Source organism: uncultured Dechloromonas sp., assembly GCF_945957265.1.
Lineage (GTDB): Bacteria > Pseudomonadota > Gammaproteobacteria > Burkholderiales > Rhodocyclaceae > Azonexus.
The window spans coordinates 45,416-66,772 of record NZ_CAMFKO010000016.1; the positions used below are offsets into that span (position 1 = coordinate 45,416).

Here is a 21,357-nt window from a genome sequence, read left to right on the forward strand (position 1 = left end):
CGGCCGCCGATCAGCTCAGTTTCTTGAGCAGTTCCGCCTTCTTGGCATCGAACTCGGCCTGGCTCAGGATGCCCTTGCCGACCAGCCCATGCAGTTTTTCCAGCGTAGACACCACCTCGTCGGCCGATACCGTGCCACCCGCCGGGGCGGCAGCGGCGGCCGGCTGCATGACCGAGGCCATCGTCTGGCCGACGACCTGGCCGAAACCGACGCCGGCCCCCAGGCCGACGCCCATGGCGGCCATGCCGCCTTCGTTCTTCGCCGCATCGGGGATGCTGTTGGCGACCTGGTACTGGGTGTAGCGCTGCATGTCGCCGACCATGTTCATGCCTATCCTCTGGTCGAGAACCTTCTGCAACTCCTCGGGCAGCGACACGTTCTGGACGACCAGCGTATCCAGCGTCAGGCCGTATTCGGCGAACACCGGCCGCATCTTGACCATCATCGCCTGGCCGAACTCGTCCTGGTTGCCGGCCATGTCGACGAAGGAGCCGCCCGACTCGCCGAACAGGTCGGTCATGCCGGCGACGATGGTGTTGCGCAGCTGTCCTTCCAGCTCGTCGCGGCCATAGACGTCGCGTGTCCCGGAAATCTTCTGGTAGAACAGCTTGGGATCGGTCAGGTGATAGGCATAGATGCCGAAAGCGCGCATCCGGACGATGCCGAATTCCTTGTCGCGGATGGTGATCGGGTTGGGCGTCCCCCATTTCTGGTCGAGCTGGGTGCGCGTCGAGAAGAAATAGACGTCGCTCTTGAACGGGGACTCGAACAGCTTGTCCCAGTTCTTCAGATAGGTGAGGACCGGCAGGGTCTGGGTCGTCAGCTTGTACATGCCCGGCCCGAACACGTCGGCGACCTGGCCTTCGTTGACGAACACGGCCAGCTGCGACTCGCGCACGGTCAGGCTGGCGCCATTCTGTATTTCCATCTCGGCCATCGGAAAACGCCAGGCCAGCGTGCCGTCGCCATCCTCGGTCCATTGCAGGATGTCGATAAACTGTTTCTTGATGAAGTCCATCAGTGCCATGAATATCTCCTTGTGCGATCAGATGATGCAGCCGGCGTTCAGGATGCCGGTGCCGAGAGAGAGGGAAGCGAGGAAGATGCCCGAGGCCGTTTTGCCGAGCGGGATGTTGTGCACGATCTGCGGCAACAGCAGACGCGCCGCGATATACGCCAGCAGCTGCACAACGCAGGCAACCACGCCCCAGCCGACCATGCTGGCGATGTTGTGGCTGGTGGCGACGGAGACCGCGATCGGCAAGGCATAGCCGATCATGGCGCCGCCCAGGCTGACGGCAGCCGCCGTATTGCCTTCGCGGATCAGGGCCATCTCGTTATAGGGCGTCACGAACAGGTAGAGGGCGACGAACAGGGCGAGCAGGGCCAAGGCGGTGGCGAAGTAGCCGGCGAACGCGGGCAGGCTGTTGATGACCGGATCGAACATGGAAACTCCCCGGGAGGGCGAAATGACAGCGGATTGTCTCTGCTGGACGCGCTTTGTTCAAGCCCGAAAAGCGCGATACCAGTCGATGAACGCGATCATCGGCATCGGTTTGCCGTACAGGTAGCCCTGCACCCGGGTACAGCCGAGCGCCCGCAGTTCGTCGCACTGCCCGGCTTCCTCGACCCCTTCGGCGATGGACTGCATGCCCAGGTCGCGCGCCAGGTCGACGATGGTCTTGACGATGCGCAGCTTGTCGGCCGACGCCAGCATGCCGTCGATGAAGGAGCGGTCGATCTTGATCTCGTCGACCGGCAAGGTCGCCAGGTAGCTCAAGGACGAATAGCCGGTGCCGAAATCGTCGAGCGCGAAGCGGATGCCCATGTTGCGCAGCCGCATCATGATGTCCAGGCTGCGCTGGCGGTCGTGCATCATGGCCGACTCGGTCAGTTCGAAGGTGAAGCGCCCGGCCGGAAGCTGCCAGGTCTCCAGGCATTGCCCGACCAGTTCCGGCAGGTCGTTGTCGAGGAGGTCGCCGGCCGTCAGGTTCAGGGACAGCGGCACGTCGATGCCCCCGGCCTCCAGGTCGGCACTGCAGCGCAGGGCCGCCCGCACCAGCCAGTCGGTGAATTGCGAGCGCCAGCCGTATTCCTCGATCAATTCGATGATCAGCGGCGGCGACACCCACTCCCCGTTGCCGCGGCGCCAGCGCAGCAACAGCTCGGCCCCGATGCAACGCGCCTCGGCGCCGAGCGCCACCTGCGGCTGCAGATAGAGCTGCAGCCGGTCGGTGCGCAAGGCTTCGCGCAGCTCCTCGGACAGCTGATGGCGCGCCTGCCAATCGACTTTCATCATCCAGTCGAACAGGGCGAAGGGTTCGCCGCTGACGACCAGGCTCGCGCGCGCCAGGCGGGCGGCCTGGACGACCTCGTCGGGATCGTCGCCGTGATCGGGAAAGAGGGCGATCCCGATGGCCGTGTCGAGCGAAACCGCCCGGCCGCCGAGCAGGCGCACCGGATGAGCGAAGACCCGGGCGATCTGGGTGGCCGCCAGGGCAGGCTGCGCCATGGAATACACATCCGTCAGCAACAGCAGCCATTCCCCCTCGTGCCCGACGAAGGCCAGATCCTGCGGCCGGAGCAGGCGCCCCAGCTGTTCGGACAACAGCCCGGGCAGGCTCTGCAGATCGCTGGCCGTCAGGTGCGAGCGGGCGTGACGGTTGATCATCGAAACGGAAAGCACCGCCACCTGCCGGCCGCTCTCCCCGCATTCGCGCAAGGCCCGCATGGCACCCGACTCGCCGGGCAATCCGGCATCCGTTCCATGCGCCTGGTCGCCGACCTCGATGGCGCAGCTGACCGCCGCCACCACGCAGCGCCGCAGGATGCCGAACAGGTTGAGCTGCAGGCGCCCGATCTGGGGCAGCCCATCGAACAGCTCCCGCTCGGCCTCGGCCATGGCGTGGTTGAAGAAGCCGAAGAGATCCGCCGACGAAAATCCCCGGCTGCCCAGCTTGTGCCACGCGTGCATCCATTGCTGCTGCCAGCGGATGTCGTCGATGCGCAGGGGCAGCGCCTTGCTCAGCTCGACGAACTCGCCGAACAGCCGGGTCGGGGCGTAGCGCGCCGCCACCCGATCCAGCGCCAGGCGCCAGACATCGGCCAGCGCCCGCAAGGAAAGCAGGTCGTCGGCATCGACCGAAAATGCCGCGTAGTCGATATAGCCCTGGCTATCCGAGATAGTAGTCATTGGCCGCCAGACCGTAGGCGTTATGCGGCAGCGCCTTGGCGATGCGCAATTTGGCATGGGCATCGACACGCAAATCGATGACCCGGTAATTCCGGACGCGCTGCTTGTCGGCGTCGAGCATGACGACGATGCGCGGCCGCGAGCGCTGCACCCGGTTCTGCTGGATCACCACCCCGACCTCGCCGCTATTCAGCTCGACCAGGGTGCCGATGGGGTAGAGGCCGACGCACTGCACGAACTGCTCGATCAGCGCGCCGTTGAACTGTTTGCCGCGCAGGCCGTGCAGCTCCTCGAGCGCCTCCTGGTGGCCGAGGGCACTGCGATAGGGCTTGTCGCGCAACATCGCGCAGAACGAATCGGCCAACCCGGCTATTTCGGCCGGCTTGCCGATCTGCTCGAACTTCAGCCCCTGCGGGTAGCCGCTGCCATCCCAGCGTTCGTGGTGACGGGCGACCGCCAGGACCACGTTGTTGGTGACGACCGTCTGGGAGAGCAGGATCTCCATCGAGCTGGCGACGTGCGAACGCACCAGCTGCCTCTCTTCCGCGCTCAGCTCGCTCTGCTTGCTCAGCAGGTCGACCGGCAGCTCGACCTTGCCCACGTCCTGGAACAGGCCGATCATGCCGAGGTCGATCAACTGCGGCCCGCGCCAGCCGATGTGGGAACCCAGCATCAGCATGGTCACCGCGACGTCCATGGCGTGGTCGAAACTGTATTCGTCGCGCCGTTTCAGGCGCAACAGCCAGAGCACCGCATCCGGGTTGCGCTGCAGGCTGCCGGCAATATCGCGCAAGCCGGCGCGGATCGACACCAGGTCGACATCCTTGCCCCGGGCAATGACATCGAAGGCATCGAACAGCGAATGGGTCAGCAGTTCGTAGCGCGGCTCGATATGGGCGATTTCACCGGCCAGCTCCCGGGCCGGCTCGCTTTCCTGCTGGGCATGGAGGAAGTTCAGGAAGCGCAGGCGACGCAGCTGGCGCGGCTCGGCATCGGGCGGCGCAACGAAGCGCCGTCTGGCCGTGGCCGGCTCCTCGCCGACCGCGGCGGTCAGCGGCGCCGCCTTGAGCGACCGGTCCCGGCCATGCTTGGTCGGGGCGTAGTGCTCGTCGAGGGAACGCGAACGGTCAATCGATACGAAACGGCATTTCCGGCGAAAAGTCTCGACCTGATCCGGCGTCGAAATCACGAAGCCCTGCAACGCGAAGGAAAACTCCGCCCACGGGCAATCCGGCTCGCTCACGAACATCCCGATTTTCAGCTCGCCGACTGAAATGATTTCCACGCTCTTCCCGTTCTTTCGTCACACTTGGCGTGCGATCTGTCTTAAGCCCTCGAGGGGAAGATTGTCGGCCAGTTGGTGAGGAATCGCAAGACAAGGCGATATTCCGTTTCCATAACCGCCGGACAGCAGGCAGATGGCGGAAGCAGATGCCAGGCGGGAAAAGGCGCGTTCGATGGCCCCCGCCTGCGCCTCCAGCACGCCGGAGACGATGGCATCGTCGGTGCACCGCGGATGGGGCGAATAGGCGCCGTCGGCAAACGGGAGCCCGGCCGTGCCCCCGGCCAGGGAACGCAGCATCAGGCCGACGCCGGGCAGGATGCAACCGCCGACGAAACGGCCGTCGGCGTCCAGCGTGTCGATCGTGGTCGCCGTCCCGGCCATGACCACAACCGCCGGCGAACGATGCAGCGCCCACGCCCCGATCAGGGCGCACCAGCGGTCCACCCCCAGGCGCTCCGGAAAGCGGTAAAGGTTGGTCACCCCCTGCGCCGCCGCCGTGGACTGCACGTTGCACCACACCGCCTGCCAGGGCGCGAGCTGGCGACGAATCCGCGCCTCGGCCTCGGCCCCGGCGACGTTGGCCAGCATCACCCGTTCCGGCCGCGGCCAGTCGGCCAGCAGCGGCGCCAGCCCCTCGGGCTGGTCCTGCATGACCGCCCCCTGGGCCAGCCAGCGCGCGCCATCGTGCACGCCCCACTTGATCCGGGTGTTGCCGCTGTCGAGACAGACGATCACGCCGCCCCCGCTCCCGGTGCGGCGTCCGTCCGGCGCAGGCTGACATCGCCGGAGATGATGCGCTCCAGGCCTTGTTCGGTTTCCAGCAGCAGCGAACCGTCGTCATCGACACCCAGGCAACGCCCGCTCAGCGCTTGCGCATCGCCGAGTATCTGCACCGGCATCCCCTGCCAGGCTTGATAGCCCTGCCAGGCCGCCCGCAAGCCGGCGAAGCCCGCCTCGCCGAAGGCATCCAGCACGCCGGCCAACTCGAGCAGGATGGCGGCCAGGATAGCGTGCCGGTCCGCCCCGACGCCTGCCGACGACAGGCCGGCGGCCGGCTGCGGCAAATCGGAGGCCGCCGGCGCCTGCAGGTTGAGGCCGATGCCGACGATGATCTGCACGCCCCGGCGATCCGACGACAGTTCGATCAGGATGCCGGCCAGCTTGGCAAAATCGCCGTCACGCTCGAGCAGCACGTCGTTCGGCCACTTCAGGCGAACGCCCGCCGCGCCGAGCCCTTCGAGGGCCCGTGCCAGCGCCACGCCGACGGCCAGCGACAGGCCGCTGAGCCGCGTCGCGCCGCCGGGAAAGCGCCACAGCAGGGAAAAGGTCAGGCTCGCCTCCGGCGAGGACAGCCAGCTGCGACCGCGCCGCCCGCGCCCGGCCAGCTGGCGGTCGGCGACGACCACCGTGCCTGCCGGCGCACCGCGCTCGGCGCGCCGCATCAGTTCGCTGCTGGTGGAGTCGCATTCGGGCAGCGCGTCGACGTCGAAACGCCCGGCCAGTTGCCCGAGCCGGGATTTGAGCAAGACAGGATCGATCAGGGTCATGCCGCGGATTTTACTCCGCCGCATGCTCCTTGCCGCCATCGATGCCGAGTTCGGCGATCTTGCGGGTAATGGTATTGCGGCCGATGCCCAGCGCCTGGGCGGCCTCGATCCGTCGACCGCCGGTGTGCGCCAGCGCCTGCGAAATGAGGATGCGTTCGAACACCTGCGACAGCACGCCATGCACGTCGGGCACGCCGCGCGCCAGCAAGCGCTCGACCTCGCCCTGCAAGGCGCTCTCCCAATCGGTGGCCAGCGACACCGCGGCGGTTTCCCGCAATTCGCCCGGCAGATCGCCGATCTCGACCTGCTGCCCCGGTGCCATCACGGTCAGCCAGTGGCACAGGTTTTCCAGCTGGCGGACGTTGCCCTGGAATTCCAGGCCGGCCAGGTACTTGATGGCGGCATCGGACAGGCGCTTGGCCTCGACCCCCAGCTCGCGCGCGCTCTTCTGCAGGAAGTGCCGGGTGAGCAGCGGAATGTCCTCGCGCCGCTCGCGCAGGGCCGGCAGGCGGATGCGGATGACGTTGAGGCGATGGAAAAGATCCTCGCGGAACAGGCCGTCCTTGACCCGGGTCTCCAGGTTCTGGTGCGTTGCCGCGATGACGCGCACGTTGGCCTTGATCGGCGAGTGGCCGCCGACGCGGTAGAAATGCCCGTCGGACAACACGCGCAGCAGGCGGGTCTGCAGTTCGGACGGCATGTCGCCGATTTCGTCGAGGAACAACGTGCCCCCCTCGGCCTGCTCGAAACGGCCGCGCCGCTGCGCCTGGGCGCCGGTGAAGGCGCCGCGCTCGTGGCCGAACAGTTCGGATTCCAGCAGGTCCTTGGGAATCGCCGCCGTGTTGATGGCGATGAAGGGTTTGTCGGCGCGCGGGCTGTGCCGGTGCAGGGCGCGGGCGACCAGTTCCTTGCCGGAGCCGGATTCGCCGGTGATGAGCACCGTCGCATGCGACAGCGCGAGGCGGCCGATGGCCCGGAAAACCTCCTGCATGGCCGGCGCCTGGCCGAGAATCTCCGGCACCAGCCCCTCCTCCTCGGACGCACCGCTTTGGTGCATCGATTCGTCGATGGCGCGGCGGATCAGCTCGACCGCCTGATCGACGTCGAAGGGTTTGGGCAGGTATTCGAAGGCTCCGCCCTGGAAGGCGGCGACGGCGCTTTCGAGGTCCGAATAGGCGGTCATGATGATGACCGGCACGGATGGAAAGCGCGTCTTCACCTCCTGCAGCAACTCCAGGCCCGACTGGCCGGGCATGCGGATGTCCGAGAGCAGCACCTGCGGCGGCTCGATGCCCTGTTCCAGCTGCGAGATGGCCTCGGTGGCCGAGGCATAGCTCTTGAACGGAATGCCCTCGCGGGAGAGTGTTTTCTCCAGGACCCAGCGGATGGAACGATCGTCGTCTACGATCCAGACCGGTTTCATGTTTGATTGGCTCATCTTGTTGTCAGAATGGCCTTTCCCGAAGCAAGACTCAGGCCTGTTCGATGGGAAGACGCAGCGTGAAGATGGTGCTGCCCGGCCGGCTGGAGCAATCGATGCTGCCATGGTGGTGCTGGATGAAATTCTGGGCGATGGTCAGCCCCAGACCGCTGCCGCCCTCCCGCCCCGAAACCAGCGGGTAGAACATCCGCTCGCGAATGGCATCCGGAATGCCCGGGCCGTTGTCGATGACCTTGATCTCCATCGCCAGGCGATAGCGCTTCTTGGCCAGCGTGACCTGCCGCAGCGAGCGCGTCCGCAGGATGATCTCGCCTTCGCCGTTCATCGCCTGCGCCGCGTTGCGTGCGATGTTCAGCACGGCCTGGATCAGTTGCTCGCGGTCGCCGACCAGTTCCGGCAGGCTGGTGTCGTAGTCCCGGCGGACTGCCAGCGAGCCCGGGAATTCCGCGCGCAGCAGGCTGCGCACCCGCTCGAGAATTTCGTGGATATTGACCGTCGCCGGCAGCATCGCCCGATGCGGGGTGAGCAGGCGCTGCATCAGGTCCTGCAGGCGGTCCGCCTCCTTGATGATGACCTGCGTGTACTCCTTGAGCGACGGCGCGTTGGCCAGATGCGCCAGTTCGTGCTCGAGCAGCTGCGCGGCGCCGCGTATCCCGCCCAGGGGGTTCTTGATCTCGTGCGCCAGGTTGCGGATCAGTTCGCGGCTCGCCTGCTGCTGCTCGATCAGGCGCTCCTCGCGGGTCGCCGTCAGGTGATGCTCGATCGGCTGCAATTCGAGCAGCAGCCGCACGCCGGCCGCCACCTCCGGGCGCAAGGGGGTTACCGTGCAATTGATATGCAGGGTCTCGCCGTCGCAGCGCAGCAGTTCGATGTTCTGCCCGGTGTAGCCCCAATTGTTGTTGAGGCCGTTGTCCAGCGCCCCCTGCAGGGTTGCCGAGCAGGTGCAGAACGAGGCCAGCGTCTTGCCGACGACCGAACGACTGCTCACCGCCAGCAGATTTTCTCCCGCCGCGTTGATGTAGCGGACGATCTGCCCTTCGTCGATCAGCAGCACCGCCGAGGCCAGGAGATCGAGGCCGGCAAAGGAAGCATGTGTCAGATTCATGGTGTCATTGTAGCGACTCGAACCCCCTTGCCCTATACAACTTGCGTTAATGACCGATCGTTCATTATCATGCCGGATCGCTCTCGTTCTCATTCCGTTTCCGTCACGATGCCCAAAATCCCCGCCTCCTTGTCACCGCTGCTGCTCGCGACCGGCATGGCGCTGGGCGGCTGCCAGGGTGGCGATCCGCCCCCGCCACCACCGCCCGTCGTCCTCGTCCAACCGGCCGCCGCGGCCGCCGCCCAGGGCGCGGCCTATACCGGCGAAATCCGCGCCCGCCACGAAGTCGATCTCGCCTTCCGCGTGGGCGGCAAGATCGCCGCCCGCCTGGTCGATGCCGGCACCGACATCAAGGCCGGCCAGCCGCTCGCCCGGCTCGACCCCAGCGACCTGCAGCTGGCCGCCAGCGGAGCGCGCGCCCAACTGGCCGCGGCCGAGAGCGACCTGGCCACCGCCCGCGCGGAACGCGAACGCTATGCCGGCCTGGTCGCGAAGAAATTCGTCAGCCAGACCGCCTTCGAAGCCCGGGACAATGCCTTCAACAGCGCTGCGGCGCGCCTCGAGCAGGCTCGCGCCCAGAACCAGATCAGCGGCAACCAGGCCGCCTACGGCACCTTGAGCAGCGAGACGCCGGCCGTGGTCACCGCCGTGCTGGCCGATGCCGGGCAGGTCGTCGCGGCCGGGCAGCCCGTGCTGCGCGTCGCCCGCCCCGAGGAAAAGGAAGTGGCCATCGCCGTTCCGGAAAGCCGGCTCGCCGAGATGCGCGCCGCGCGCAACATCCAGGTCAGCCTCTGGGCGGCCCCCGAAACGACGCTGCGCGGCGAGTTGCGCGAACTGTCGCCGGCCGCCGACCCGGCAACCCGCACCTACGCCGCCCGCATCCGCCTGATCGCCCCGCCGCCCGAAGTGCGCCTGGGCATGACCACCCGCGTCCTGCTCGGCGGCAACGCCGGCAGCGAGCTTCTGGTGCCGCTCAGCGCCGTGCTCGATGTCGGCCAGGGGCCGTTCGTCCGCGTCGTCAAGGATGGCAAGGTGGCCTCCCGGCCGGTCAGGATCGCGACCTTCCGCGAAGATGGCGCCGCCGTCAGCGGCGGCCTGGAGAGCGGCGAGACGGTAATCGTCAGCGGCGCCGGCAAGCTGGTCGATGGGCAGGCCGTGCAGGCCAAGGCCGTCACCCCGCCGGCCCGGCAGCGCTAGTCGTCGGCAGGCAGACTCCGCCATGAGCCAACGCTTCAACCTGTCCGACTGGACCCTGCACCACCGCACGCTGGTCGGTTTCTTCCTGCTCGCCATCGCGCTGATGGGCATCCTGGCCTACGGCAAGCTGGGTCAGGCCGAGGACCCGCCCTTCACCTTCAAGCTCATGGTGGTGCGCAGCTTCTGGCCGGGCGCCACGGCGCGCCAGGTCGAGCAGCAGCTGACCGACAAGATCGAACGAAAACTGCAGGAAACGCCCTACATCGACCGCGTGTCGAGCTTTTCCCGGCCCGGCGAGTCGACCGTGCTGTTCTTTGCCAAGGACAGCACGCCAGCGGCCAGCGTACCCGACGTCTACTACCAGGTGCGCAAGAAGATCGGCGATATCCGCCACACCCTGCCCGCCGGCGTCCAGGGGCCCTTCTTCAACGACGAATACGGCGACGTGTACGGCAACATCTACGCGCTGACCGGCGACGGCTTCGATTATCCGCAACTGAAGGATCGTGCCGAGCGCATCCGCGACGAACTGCTGCGCGTCCCCAATGTCGGCAAGGTCGATATTTTCGGGGTGCAGGAGGAAAAGATCTTCGTCGAGCTGTCGAACAGCAAGCTGGCCACGCTGGGCATCGACCAGACCGTCATCGTCCAGGCGCTGGCCCAACAGAACGCGGTGGTCGGCAGCGGCTTTTTCGAAACGCAGCAGGAGCGCATCCAGATTCGCCCGGGCGGCGCCTTCGATTCGCTCCAGGCGGTATCCGACACGCCGATTCGTGCCGGCAATCGCAGCTTCCGTCTCGGCGACATCGCCAGCGTCAGGCGCGGCACCATCGATCCGCCGGCCACCCAGGTCCGCTTTGGCGGCAAGCAGGCGCTGGCCATCGGCGTTTCCATGATCAAGGGCGGCGACATCATCCAGCTCGGCAAGGACCTCCAGACGCGCATCGCCGCAATACAGTCCAACCTGCCGGTCGGCGTCGAGATCGGGGAGGCGGCCAGCCAGCCCGACGCCGTCAAGCGCTCGGTGCAGGCCTTTGTCCAGTCGCTGGCCGAGGCGGTGCTGGTCGTCATGGCAGTCACCTTCATCAGCCTGGGCATCCGCACCGGCCTGGTCGTCGCCATCTCCATTCCGCTGGTGCTGGCCGCGACCTTCCTCGCCATGTCGTGGTTCAACGTCGGCCTCCACAAGGTATCGCTCGGCGCGCTGGTGCTGGCGCTCGGCCTGCTGGTGGACGACGCCATCATCGCCGTCGAAATGATGTGGGTGAAGATGGAACAAGGCTGGGAACGCACCCGGGCCGCTTCCTTCGCCTACACCAGCACGGCCGGGCCGATGCTCTCCGGCACCCTGGTCACCGTCGCCGGCTTCATTCCCATCGCCCTGGCCAAGTCGTCGACCGGCGAATACGCCTTCGCCTTCTTCCAGATCAACGCCGTGGCCCTGCTCATCTCGTGGCTGGCCGCCGTCATCGCGATCCCCTGGCTCGGCTACAAGTTGCTCCCCGACCCGCGCGCCGCGCGCACGGCCGGCGCACTGGAACGCAAGGCCCCCGGCCTGGCCCGGCTGATCGACAGGCTCGGCCTCAACGGCCCGGCGCACGCCGAGGACCACGACGTCTACGACACGCCGTTCTACACCCGCTTCCGTACCCTGGTCGCCTGGTGCGTGCGGCGCCGCTGGCTGGTCATCGGCATCACCGCGCTGCTCTTCGTGCTGTCCATCGTCGGCATGGGCAAGGTGCAGAAACAGTTCTTTCCGAATTCGACCCGCCTCGAACTCAACGTCGAACTGCGCCTGCCGGAAGGCGCCTCGCTCACCGCCAGCGACGCCGAAGCCCGGCGCCTCGAGCAATGGCTGGCGCAAGACAAGGTCGAGCACGACGATTTCGCGCACTACATCGCCTATGTCGGCTCCGGCACGCCGCGCTACTACCTGAGCCTCGACCAGCAGCTGGCAGCGAACAACCTCAGCCAGTTCGTCATCGTGACGAATAGCGTCGAATCCCGCGAGGCCCTGCGCGAACGCCTGATCCGGCTGTACGACAGCGAGGCTTTCGGGGCCCGCGCCAGCATCAGCCGCATCGAGAACGGGCCGCCGGTCGGCTACCCGGTGCAGTACCGGATCTCCGGCGAGGACGCCGACATCCTGCGCCGCAAGGCGGCCGATATCGCCGCGGCCATGCGCAAGTCTCCCGAGCTGAGCAACATCAACCTGGACTGGAGCGAACTGTCGAAATCGGTCGAAATCGAGATCGACCAGGACAAGGCGCGCCTTCTCGGCGTTTCCAGCCAGGACATCGGCGCGCTGCTGAATATGTCGCTGAACGGCTATGTCATGACCAGCTTCCGCGAAGGCGAGAAGACCATCGACGTGGTCCTGCGCGGCGACCGGGAGGAGCGCAATTACCTCTCGGCACTGCCCGATCTTTCGATACCGACGCGTTCCGGAAAGAGCGTGCCGCTCAGCCAGATCGCCCGCCTGAAGCATGGCTTCGAGCCCGGCCTGATCTGGCGGCGCGACCGGCTGCCGACGATCACGGTGCGCGCCAACCTGTACGGCAAGACGCAGCCGGCGACCCTTGTCGACCGCCTCAGGCCGGACATCGACGCCATCCAGGCCACGCTGCCCGAAGGCTACCGCATCGCCACCGGCGGCTCGGTGGAGGAATCCGCCAAGGGCTCCGGCTCGGTGATGGCCGGCATCCCGCTCTTTGTGCTGGCGGTCGTCACCATCCTGATGATCCAGTTGCAGAGCGTGTCGCGGGTCGCCATGGTACTGCTCACGGCGCCGCTGGGCATCATCGGTATCGCGCTCTTCCTGCTCGTCTTCAACAAGCCCTTCGGCTTCATGGCGCTGCTCGGCACCATCGCGCTGTTCGGGATGATCATGCGCAACTCGGTCATCCTCGTCGACCAGATCGAACAGGACCTGGCGGCCGGCAAGGCCAGGCGGGAGGCGATCATCGAATCGACCGTCCGCCGCTTCCGCCCCATCGTCCTCACCGCCGCGGCTGCCGTACTGGCGATGATCCCGCTGTCGCGCAACGACTTCTTTGGCCCCATGGCCGTCGCCATCATGGGCGGCCTGATCGTCGCCACCGCCCTGACCCTGCTCTTCCTGCCGGCGCTGTATGCGGCCTGGTACAAGGTGAAAAGCAGTAGCTAGTCGCTGGTTACTGGTGTTTTTAGCAAAAACAAGGGGCGCCACGGCGCCCCAAACTTCGCTAACAACCAACGACCAATAACTAGCGACTACTTCAGGTTCCCCAGTTCCTTCTGGATGGCCTGGATGTTCCGCTCGTGCTGTCCGACGCGGTCGCGATACGGCGCGGTCCGGTCGCTCGGGCCGCCTTTGGCGGCTTCCTGCTCGGCCAGTTCCTTCCTCGCCTGCTCAAGGTTGCGCTGCTCGCCGGCCAGCTCCTGCTCGAGAATATGGCGACGATCGCCGTCGCGGGCCTTCTGGGCATCCTCGGCGACGCGCGGGAAGCCGCTCGGCGAGGGATTCGCGGCCGCACCCGCCGGCTTGGCCTTGGGCGCAGGCAAGGAATTCTCGGGACCGCTGGAGATCACCTTGCAGTTCTTGTCGAGGCGCGAACTGGAATAGGTCGTGCTGCCATTGGTGTCCGTGCATTTGTAGATGGTCTGCGCCGAAACCTGGAGCGGAATCAAGGCAACCAGCAAGGCAAGTGAACTGCGTGTCATCGTCATCGATCCTTGTAACTTTTTCAGTGTACCGGACTTAACGGCAGGCCCAGGAAAAAGTGGACAAAAAAAGGGCGGGAAACCCGCCCTTTTCGTAACAGCGCCGATTACAGGCTGTAGTACAGGTCGAATTCGACCGGGTGGGTCGTCATGCGAACCTTGTTCACTTCTTCCATCTTCAGGGCGATGAAGGCATCGATCCAGTCGTTGGAGAAGACGCCGCCACGGGTCAGGAACTCGCGATCCTTGTCCAGGTTTTCCAGCGCTTCTTCGAGGGAGGCGCAGACGGTCGGGATCTGCGCGTCTTCTTCCGGCGGCAGGTCGTACAGGTTCTTGGAAGCCGGATCGCCCGGGTGGATCTTGTTCTGAACGCCGTCCAGGCCGGCCATCAGCAGGGCGGCGAAGCACAGGTACGGGTTGGACAGGGGATCCGGGAAGCGGGCTTCGACGCGACGACCCTTGGTCGAGGCAACGAACGGGATGCGGATGGAAGCGGAACGGTTCTTGGCGGAGTAGGCCAGCTTGACCGGTGCTTCGTAGTGCGGAACCAGACGCTTGTAGGAGTTGGTACCCGGGTTGGTGATCGCGTTCAGGGCCTTGGCGTGCTTGATGATGCCGCCGATGTAGTAGATCGCGAATTCGGACAGGCCGGCATAGCCGTCACCGGCGAACAGGTTCTTGCCGTCCTTCCAGACGGACTGGTGAACGTGCATGCCCGAACCGTTGTCGCCAACGATCGGCTTCGGCATGAAGGTGGCGGTCTTGCCGTACTGGTGAGCCACGTTGTGGGTCACGTACTTCTGGATCTGGGTCCAGTCGGCGCGCTGCACCAGGGTGCTGAACTTGGTGCCGATTTCGCACTGGCCGGCGTTGGCCACTTCGTGGTGGTGAACTTCGACCGGCACGCCCAGGGCTTCCAGGGTCAGGACCATGGCGGAGCGGATGTCGTGCAGGCTGTCGACCGGCGGGACCGGGAAGTAGCCGCCCTTGACGGACGGACGGTGACCGGTGGCGCCTTGGCCTTCGTTCTTCTCGCCGGCGCCCCAGGAGGCTTCGGCAGAGTGGATCTTGAGGTTGCAGCCGGACATGTCGACAGACCACTCGACGCCGTCGAAGATGAAGAATTCGGGTTCCGGACCGAAGTAGGCGGTGTCGCCCAGGCCGGAGGACTTCAGGTAGGCTTCGGCGCGCTTGGCGATGGAGCGCGGGTCGCGGTCGTAGCCGCGGCCGTCGGTCGGATCGACGACGTCACAGGTCAGGACAACGGTAGTTTCGTCGAAGAACGGGTCGACGTAGGCGGTGGCCGGGTCCGGCATCAGCAGCATGTCGGAAGCCTGAATGCCCTTCCAGCCGGCGATGGACGAACCGTCGAAGGCGTGGCCGCTCTCGAACTTGTCTTCGTCGAAGTGGGAAACCGGCACGGTGACGTGCTGTTCCTTGCCACGGGTGTCGGTGAAACGGAAATCGACGAACTTGGCGTCGTTTTCCTTGACCATCTTCATCACGTCTTGCGGGGTTGCCATAAGAGTCAGTCTCCAAAGAAAACAAGGTGCCGGCAGAACCGGCGACAATCAATATTCAGCCCCAAGCCTTTAGCAGAATGCGTGCCAACCGCCGAGGTCAATTTTTCTATTCTGCCACAACGAGATGCCCGCGATAAGCAGAGAATGGGCGCACCATAATCGTGCCACGACGCAAAAGAGCGCACTATTTTGGTGCAATCATGCAATTAAGCGAAATACTGCGCACCACGGCATGGCCGCGCAGGCGCTCGGCGATCCCCTCTTCCGCCAGCCTGAGCGCCTCGCCATTCTCGAAAAACGCATGCCCGAGGAAAACCTCGACCTCGACCTTGCCGTCGAGGTAATGCAGCACGATCTTCTCCGGCGCCGGCAAATCCGCCAGCAGGGGCTGCAAGTCGCGGAGCAACACGTCGCGCGACGGCAGGCGCGGGATCACGAAGCCGGGGTCCCGGTCATCTTCCGGATCGATATGGACCAGCACGTCGAGCACCTCGGTGTGCTCGCGCAATACGCGGGCCCGCGCCGATTCGGCAATGCGATGCCCCTCGGAAACGCTGATCCGCGCATCGACCTGGACATGGGCATCGACCAGCGCCTGGTGCGCCATGCGCCGCGTGCGCAGCTGGTGAAGGCCGAGCACGCCCGGCGTCGCCACCAGCGTCCGGCGGATGGCGTCGACCTGCGCCGCGTCGAGTCCGGTATCGATCAGTTCCCGGAAGGCGCCCCACGACAGCTCGGCCCCCATGCGCAGGATCATGAAGCCCATCAGCGCGGCCGCCAGCAGGTCGAGAAAGGACCAGCCAAGCAGCGCGCCGCCGATGCCGACCACCACGACCAGCGCCGACGCCGCATCGGCCCGGGTATGCAGCGCGTTGGCGGTGAGCAGCTGGGAGCGCTGGCGCTCGGCGACGCGGATCAGGTAGCGGTACAGCCCTTCCTTGGAGATCACGGTGGCAATCGCTACCCACAGGGCGGACAGTTCGACGACCGGCAGCGCATCGATGTGCTGCAGGCGCATCCCGGATTCCCACAGGATGCCGCCGCCGATCAGGGCCAGCGACGCTCCGAGCACCAGCGTCGCCCCGGTTTCCATGCGGGCATGGCCGTAGGGGTGGGCCTCGTCGGCCGGATGGGCGCTCTGGCGACTGGCGTAGATGACCAGGAAGTCGGAAAGCAGATCGGAGAAGGAATGCAGGCCGTGCGCCACCAGCGACTGGGAATGCGCCAGCCAGCCGACGACGAGCTGGGCAACGGTCATCAGCAGATTGACGGCGACGCTGCCCCAGGTTGCCTTCTGCGCCTCGGCGGCCCGTTCGGCCAACGCCGCCGCTGCCGGGTGATCCCCTTGTGCCATGTGCTGTGCCCTATACTATGGGTCTGAGATTCTAGCAGCAGGATAGTTATGGGAAAGTTAACGGATATTCTGAACCTCGCCGCCGAACGCGGCCGCGCGCTCGAACGCCCCTACCTGGGCGAGCTGACCCCCGCCGAAGCGCACACGCTATTGCAGCAGGCCCCCGGCGCCCGGCTGGTCGACGTCCGCACCCGCGCCGAGCAGGACTGGGTCGGCCGCGTCCCCGGCGCCGTCGAAATCGAGTGGAACCAGTACCCGGGCGGCGTGCGCAACCCCAACTTCGTCGCCGAACTGCAGCGCCAGGTCGATCCGCAAGCGCTGGTCGTCTTCCTTTGCCGCAGCGGCGCGCGCTCCATCGGCGCCGCCACGGCCGCCACCGCAGCCGGCTACAACAGCTGCTACAACATCCTCGAAGGCTTCGAGGGCGACAAGGATGCCAACGGGCATCGCGGCAACATCGGCGGCTGGCGCAAGGCCGGCCTGCCGTGGATTCAGGGATAATACCGCGCGGCCGAGAACCCATCGGCGCCATTCAGAGACCAGCAATGCAGACTGCCACCCTTTCCTTCTCCCCGTTCAACGCGCTGTCCGACGAGGCCTGCCATGAGCGCATCCGCGCCGCCCGCGCCAAGCTCGGCAAGAAAGCCGTCATCCTCTGCCACCATTACCAGCGCGCCGACGTCTACCAGTACGCCGACCTGACCGGCGATTCGCTGAAGCTGTCGCGCCTGGCTTCGCAGACCGATTCGGAATACGTCATCTTCTGCGGCGTGCACTTCATGGCCGAAGTCGCCGACATCATGACCGCCCCCAACCAGACGGCCATCCTGCCCGACCTCGCCGCCGGCTGCTCGATGGCCGACATGGCCAACCTGGCCAAGGTCGAGCGCTGCTGGCGCGAACTGAACGAAGTGCTGAACGCCGAAGAGGAAGTGACCCCGGTCACCTACATCAACTCGGCCGCCGACCTCAAGGCCTTCTGCGGCGAGCACGGCGGCATCGTGTGCACCTCGTCGAACGCCGGCACCATCGCCAAGTGGGCCTTCGAGCGCCGTCCCAAGGTGCTCTTCTTCCCCGACCAGCACCTCGGCCGGTGGACCGGCCACAACATGGGCTTCGCCATGGACGAGATGGTCGTCTGGGACCCCGATCTCGAACTCGGCGGCCTGACCCCGGCCCAGATCAGGAAGGCGCGCATCCTGCTGTGGAAGGGCCACTGCTCGGTGCACCAGATGTTCCAGAAGTCGCACATCGACGCCTTCCGCGCCAAGTACCCGGAAGGCAAGGTCATCGCCCATCCGGAATGCAATTTCGAGGTCTGTGCCGCGTCCGATTACGTCGGCTCGACCGAGCACATCGTCAAGACCATCAAGGAAGCGCCGGAAGGCACGCGCTGGCTGGTCGGCACCGAACTGAACCTGGTCGACCGCCTGGCCAAGGAGGTGCTGCCGCAGAACAAGATCGTGCAGTTCATGGCGACCACCATCTGCATGTGCTCGACGATGCAGCGCATCGACCCGCAGCACCTGGCGTGGACCCTGGAAAACCTGGCCGAGGGCAAGGTGGTCAATGCCATCCGGGTTCCGGAACATGAAGCCAGGCTGGCCAAGCTGGCGCTCGACCGGATGCTGGAAATTTCCTGAAAAGCCTGTGCTGCCGGGCAAGAGGACCAGCCCGGCAGCATCCGTGATCAGGATAGCGGAGCCCGATCCGGGTCATCGAAAAGCAGCTTCGGGATCACTCTCCGACGCGATGACCGGAAACGCTTGCTCCCCGCTCGCTCCCCCGACAACGACGACTTCTTCTCCCCGGCCAAAAAAAATGCCGGCTGCCGCACGTCGAAAGCGCCAGCTCAATCGCCTCGAATACGAAACATTCATGCTGCAATAATCGGCACTGCGCGGTAATCTAGGGTTTCCGACGATGCCGTCCGCCAGAACCCGAATGAGCAGCCTCCACATCACGACGTTCAACATCCACAAGGGCTTTTCGCAATTCAACCGGCGGATGATGGTGCATGAACTGCGCGACCGGCTGCGCCACCTGAACTCGGATATCGTTTTCCTGCAGGAGGTTCAGGGCCTGCACCTCGGTCACGCCGAGAACCACGACAACTGGCCGGATTCGCCGCAGCACGAGTTCCTCGCCGAGGAAGTCTGGGCCGACTGCGCCTACGGCCGCAACATGATCTACGACCACGGCCATCACGGCAACGCCATCCTCTCCCGCTTTCCCATCCTGAACAGCCACAACCAGGATGTCACCCACCTGCAGTTCGAAAAACGCGGCCTGCTGCATTGCCAGATCAAGCTACCGCAGGGGCCAGCGGCGCATTGCGTGTGCGTGCACCTGTCGCTGTTCGGCTACTCGCGCCGCCGGCAGATGGAGGCCCTGGCCGACTACCTCGACACGATGGCCGACCCGAACGCGCCGCTGATCATCGCCGGCGACTTCAACGACTGGGGCAACCGCGCCGGCGAACACCTGGCCCGGCGACTCGGCCTGCACGAGGTGTTCAGCGGGCCGAGCGGCCGGCCGGCGCGCAGCTTCCCGGCGGCGATGCCGATGTTCCGCCTCGACCGCATCTACATCCGCGGGTTCGACGTCACGCAAACGCAGGTGCACCATGGCCTGCCCTGGTCCAAGCTGTCCGACCACGCCGCGCTTTCCGCGCACCTGGCGAGGCATGGCCGCTGACTTCCTGCCCGGCAACCGGCTGACCCTGCTCAATTCGGGGGCCGACTACTTTCCGGCCCTGCTCGCCGCGATCGCCGAAGCGCAAGTCGAGATCTACGTCGAAAGCTACATCTTCGCCAACGACGAAATCGGCCACGAGGTGGCCAGCGCCCTGTGCCAGGCTGCCGGGCGCGGCGTCCAGGTCAACCTCACCGTGGATGGCTTCGGTGCCCGCAACTTCGCCGACGACTTCCTGGAGATGCTCACCTCGGCCGGCGTCCGCGCCCTGTTCTACCGGCCGGAAATCGGCCGCTTCCACTTCAAGCGCCACCGCCTGCGCCGGCTGCATCGCAAGCTGGCGGTGATCGACGCGCGGATCGCCTTCGTCGGCGGCATCAACATCGTCGACGACAACAACGCCCCGCTGGCGATGCGCCCGCGCTACGACTACGCCGTGCGTATCGAGGGGCCGACCCTCGCCCAGGTGCATCGCGCCGTGCGCCGGATGTGGGAGATCGTCGCCTGGGCGAACTTCAAGCGCCGCTTCCGCCTCGCCCCGGTGGCCGCCCCCTGCTGCACGGCGGCCGGCGTGCAGTCCGCCGCCTTCCTGATCCGCGACAACATCCGGCACCGCAACGACATCCTGCATGCCTACCTCGACGCCATCGACGGCGCCCGGCACGAAATCCTGATCGCCAACGCCTACTTCCTGCCCGGCGTGCGTTTCGGCCGCGCGCTGTACGCCGCCGCCCGGCGCGGCGTGCGAATCACCGTGCTGCTCCAGGGCAAGAGCGACCATCCGCTGCTGCGCTACGCCACGCAGACGCTCTACGCCGAAGCGATGCGGGCCGGCATCCGCATCTTCGAATACGAAAAGAGCTTCATGCACGCCAAGGTGGCCGTGGTCGATGGCGAATGGGCGACCGTCGGCTCATCCAACATCGACCCCTTCAGCCTGCTGCTCGCCAAGGAAGCCAACCTCGCCGTGCGCGACCGCCACTTCGCCAGCCAGTTGCAGGACAGCCTGCACGCCGCGATGGCCGACGGGGCGCGGGAAGTGGTGCCGAATGACATCTCCCGCCAGCCCTGGCACGTCCGCCTCAGCCGCTGGCTGGCCTACGGCCTCGTCCGGGCGGCGGTCGGCCTCGCCGGCTACGGCCACCGGCACTGGGAAGCCAAGGAAGTCAGGGAATGATCCTAGAAACCGTAGTTGGACGCGCCTGCCGGCGCGGTTGGACAGGTTTCCGGCGCGAAGCGACGACGCTGCAGGCTCATGCCTGCAAGGAGAAGCGACAAAGCCGGGGGCCTGTCCGGCCGTGCCGGCAGGTGCGTAGCGGACTCAGCACGTGGACGAACCGTCATTGAGGTGCAAGAGCGCGTGTCCCGGAGGCTTTCAAGGCGAGGACAAGCGGTCAACTGCGGTTTCTAGGATCGTGATACCGCGCTGACGCGGCACGGCGGCAAACGACCAGTTCGCCAGCGCCCACGCCCAGACGTCGCGCACACCGGCCGCTGCCAGTTCGGCCGGTGCCGGTTGGCCGAGAAAGCGCAGCGCGGCGACCAGTTCGCCGGCCGCCTCGGCCACCTTCAACGGCGCCGCCTTCGTCTGCTTGGACAACTTCTCCCCTGCCGGATTGGTCGCCACCGGCAAATGGGCATAGCTCGGGGCGGCATGGCCTAGGCAACGCTGCAGCCAGATCTGGCGCGGCGTCGACGCCAGCAGGTCGGCACCGCGCACGATGTCGGTAATCCCCTGCCAGGCGTCATCGACCACCACCGCCAGCTGGTAGGCAAACAGGCCGTCGGCCCGCAACAGTACGAAATCGCCGACATCGCGCGCCAGCACCTGTGCGACACGGCCCTGCAGGCGGTCCTCGAAGGCAAGCTCCGCCGCATCGACGCGCAGTCGCCAGGCCCTGGCCATGCGCCCCGCCGGCAGGCCGGCGCGGCAGATTCCGGGGTAAACCATGCCGCCGTCGATGGCCGGGTGCGAAGCCGAATCGGCAATCTCCCGCCGCGAACAGGCACAACCATAAACCTTGCCCGCCGCCCGCAAACCCTCCAGCACCTCGCCGTAAGCCGCACGGCGGCTGCTCTGGCAGACCACCTCGCCATCCCACGCAAAACCGAAGGCCTCCAGCGTGCGCAGGATCTCGTCGGCCGCCCCCGGCACATTGCGCGGGGTGTCGATATCCTCCATGCGGACCAGCCACTCGCCGCCCCGGGTGCGGGCATCGAGGCAACTGCCGAGCGCGGCGACCAGCGACCCGAAATGCAATGGGCCGGTCGGCGACGGGGCGAAACGACCACGATAGGGAGCAGGCACGGGCAAGG

Annotated in this window: 18 protein-coding genes; 6 read left to right on the forward strand and 12 right to left on the reverse strand. The window is 66.2% G+C overall.

The window, feature by feature from the left end; genetic code table 11:
- Window positions 1–10: 10 nt before the first annotated feature.
- The 8 genes from Q0P59_RS10415 to glnL are packed head-to-tail and all read right to left on the reverse strand — an operon-like array spanning window position 11 to window position 8,571.
- Window positions 11–1,027: an SPFH domain-containing protein gene (locus Q0P59_RS10415; protein WP_295006366.1), complete on the reverse strand. Its 1,017-nt coding sequence runs from the start codon at window positions 1,025–1,027 to the stop codon at window positions 11–13.
- An 18-nt stretch (window positions 1,028–1,045) separates the two neighbouring features.
- Entirely contained in the window at window positions 1,046–1,447 is a 402-nt protein-coding gene (locus tag Q0P59_RS10420) for a DUF350 domain-containing protein (RefSeq protein ID WP_295006368.1), read from the reverse strand.
- A gap of 57 nt (window positions 1,448–1,504) precedes the next feature.
- The gene (locus tag Q0P59_RS10425) at window positions 1,505–3,193 is read right to left on the reverse strand and encodes a GGDEF domain-containing phosphodiesterase (protein ID WP_295006370.1); all 1,689 of its coding nucleotides are present in this window, start codon (window positions 3,191–3,193) and stop codon (window positions 1,505–1,507) included.
- On the reverse strand, window positions 3,174–4,478 hold the full coding sequence (locus tag Q0P59_RS10430; RefSeq protein ID WP_295006372.1) for an HD-GYP domain-containing protein: 1,305 nt from the start codon (window positions 4,476–4,478) through the stop codon (window positions 3,174–3,176). The genes Q0P59_RS10425 and Q0P59_RS10430 overlap by 20 nt, the downstream gene beginning before the upstream one ends.
- Before the next feature lie 18 nt (window positions 4,479–4,496).
- Window positions 4,497–5,213 (reverse strand): type III pantothenate kinase, encoded by a 717-nt coding sequence (locus Q0P59_RS10435; protein WP_295006374.1) that lies wholly within the window; start codon window positions 5,211–5,213, stop codon window positions 4,497–4,499.
- The gene (locus Q0P59_RS10440) at window positions 5,210–6,049 is read right to left on the reverse strand and encodes a biotin--[acetyl-CoA-carboxylase] ligase (RefSeq protein ID WP_295006376.1); all 840 of its coding nucleotides are present in this window, start codon (window positions 6,047–6,049) and stop codon (window positions 5,210–5,212) included. Before Q0P59_RS10440 ends, Q0P59_RS10435 begins: the two co-directional genes overlap by 4 nt.
- Entirely contained in the window at window positions 6,036–7,448 is a 1,413-nt protein-coding gene (gene ntrC / locus Q0P59_RS10445; protein WP_295006434.1) for a nitrogen regulation protein NR(I), read from the reverse strand. The genes Q0P59_RS10440 and ntrC overlap by 14 nt, the downstream gene beginning before the upstream one ends.
- A 49-nt stretch (window positions 7,449–7,497) precedes the next feature.
- Window positions 7,498–8,571, reverse strand: coding sequence for a nitrogen regulation protein NR(II) (gene glnL, locus Q0P59_RS10450; RefSeq protein WP_295006378.1), 1,074 nt, complete (start codon window positions 8,569–8,571; stop codon window positions 7,498–7,500).
- A 108-nt stretch (window positions 8,572–8,679) separates the two neighbouring features.
- On the opposite strand from glnL, the gene Q0P59_RS10455 reads away from it, so the two are divergent.
- Window positions 8,680–9,768 (forward strand): efflux RND transporter periplasmic adaptor subunit, encoded by a 1,089-nt coding sequence (locus Q0P59_RS10455; protein WP_295006380.1) that lies wholly within the window; start codon window positions 8,680–8,682, stop codon window positions 9,766–9,768.
- A gap of 22 nt (window positions 9,769–9,790) precedes the next feature.
- Window positions 9,791–12,934, forward strand: coding sequence for an efflux RND transporter permease subunit (locus tag Q0P59_RS10460; RefSeq protein WP_295006381.1), 3,144 nt, complete (start codon window positions 9,791–9,793; stop codon window positions 12,932–12,934).
- 86 nt (window positions 12,935–13,020) lie between these two features.
- Here the strand turns inward: Q0P59_RS10460 and Q0P59_RS10465 are convergent, their stop codons facing one another.
- The 3 genes from Q0P59_RS10465 to Q0P59_RS10475 all read right to left on the reverse strand — a co-directional run bounded on the left by Q0P59_RS10465 (window position 13,021) and on the right by Q0P59_RS10475 (window position 16,347).
- On the reverse strand, window positions 13,021–13,470 hold the full coding sequence (locus tag Q0P59_RS10465) for a DUF4124 domain-containing protein (protein ID WP_295006383.1): 450 nt from the start codon (window positions 13,468–13,470) through the stop codon (window positions 13,021–13,023).
- A gap of 107 nt (window positions 13,471–13,577) precedes the next feature.
- On the reverse strand, window positions 13,578–14,993 hold the full coding sequence (gene glnA, locus Q0P59_RS10470; protein ID WP_295006385.1) for a type I glutamate--ammonia ligase: 1,416 nt from the start codon (window positions 14,991–14,993) through the stop codon (window positions 13,578–13,580).
- 184 nt (window positions 14,994–15,177) lie between these two features.
- Window positions 15,178–16,347 carry a cation diffusion facilitator family transporter gene (locus Q0P59_RS10475; RefSeq protein ID WP_295006387.1) on the reverse strand — a complete coding sequence of 390 codons (1,170 nt, stop codon included), beginning with the start codon at window positions 16,345–16,347 and terminating at the stop codon, window positions 15,178–15,180.
- Window positions 16,348–16,395: 48 nt separating this feature from the next.
- Between Q0P59_RS10475 and Q0P59_RS10480 the strand changes: the two genes are divergently transcribed.
- From Q0P59_RS10480 to clsB, 4 genes are all read left to right on the forward strand, one after another.
- Window positions 16,396–16,848, forward strand: coding sequence for a rhodanese-like domain-containing protein (locus tag Q0P59_RS10480; protein ID WP_295006389.1), 453 nt, complete (start codon window positions 16,396–16,398; stop codon window positions 16,846–16,848).
- A gap of 44 nt (window positions 16,849–16,892) precedes the next feature.
- The gene (nadA, locus tag Q0P59_RS10485) at window positions 16,893–17,990 is read left to right on the forward strand and encodes a quinolinate synthase NadA (protein WP_295006391.1); all 1,098 of its coding nucleotides are present in this window, start codon (window positions 16,893–16,895) and stop codon (window positions 17,988–17,990) included.
- Between the two features lie 301 nt (window positions 17,991–18,291).
- Complete coding sequence (locus Q0P59_RS10490; RefSeq protein ID WP_295006393.1) at window positions 18,292–19,044, forward strand: endonuclease/exonuclease/phosphatase family protein; 753 nt, start codon at window positions 18,292–18,294, stop codon at window positions 19,042–19,044.
- Window positions 19,034–20,218, forward strand: coding sequence for a cardiolipin synthase ClsB (gene clsB / locus Q0P59_RS10495; protein WP_295006395.1), 1,185 nt, complete (start codon window positions 19,034–19,036; stop codon window positions 20,216–20,218). Before Q0P59_RS10490 ends, clsB begins: the two co-directional genes overlap by 11 nt.
- A 198-nt stretch (window positions 20,219–20,416) precedes the next feature.
- Here the strand turns inward: clsB and gluQRS are convergent, their stop codons facing one another.
- Entirely contained in the window at window positions 20,417–21,349 is a 933-nt protein-coding gene (gluQRS, locus tag Q0P59_RS10500) for a tRNA glutamyl-Q(34) synthetase GluQRS (protein ID WP_295006397.1), read from the reverse strand.
- Window positions 21,350–21,357: the final 8 nt, after the last annotated feature.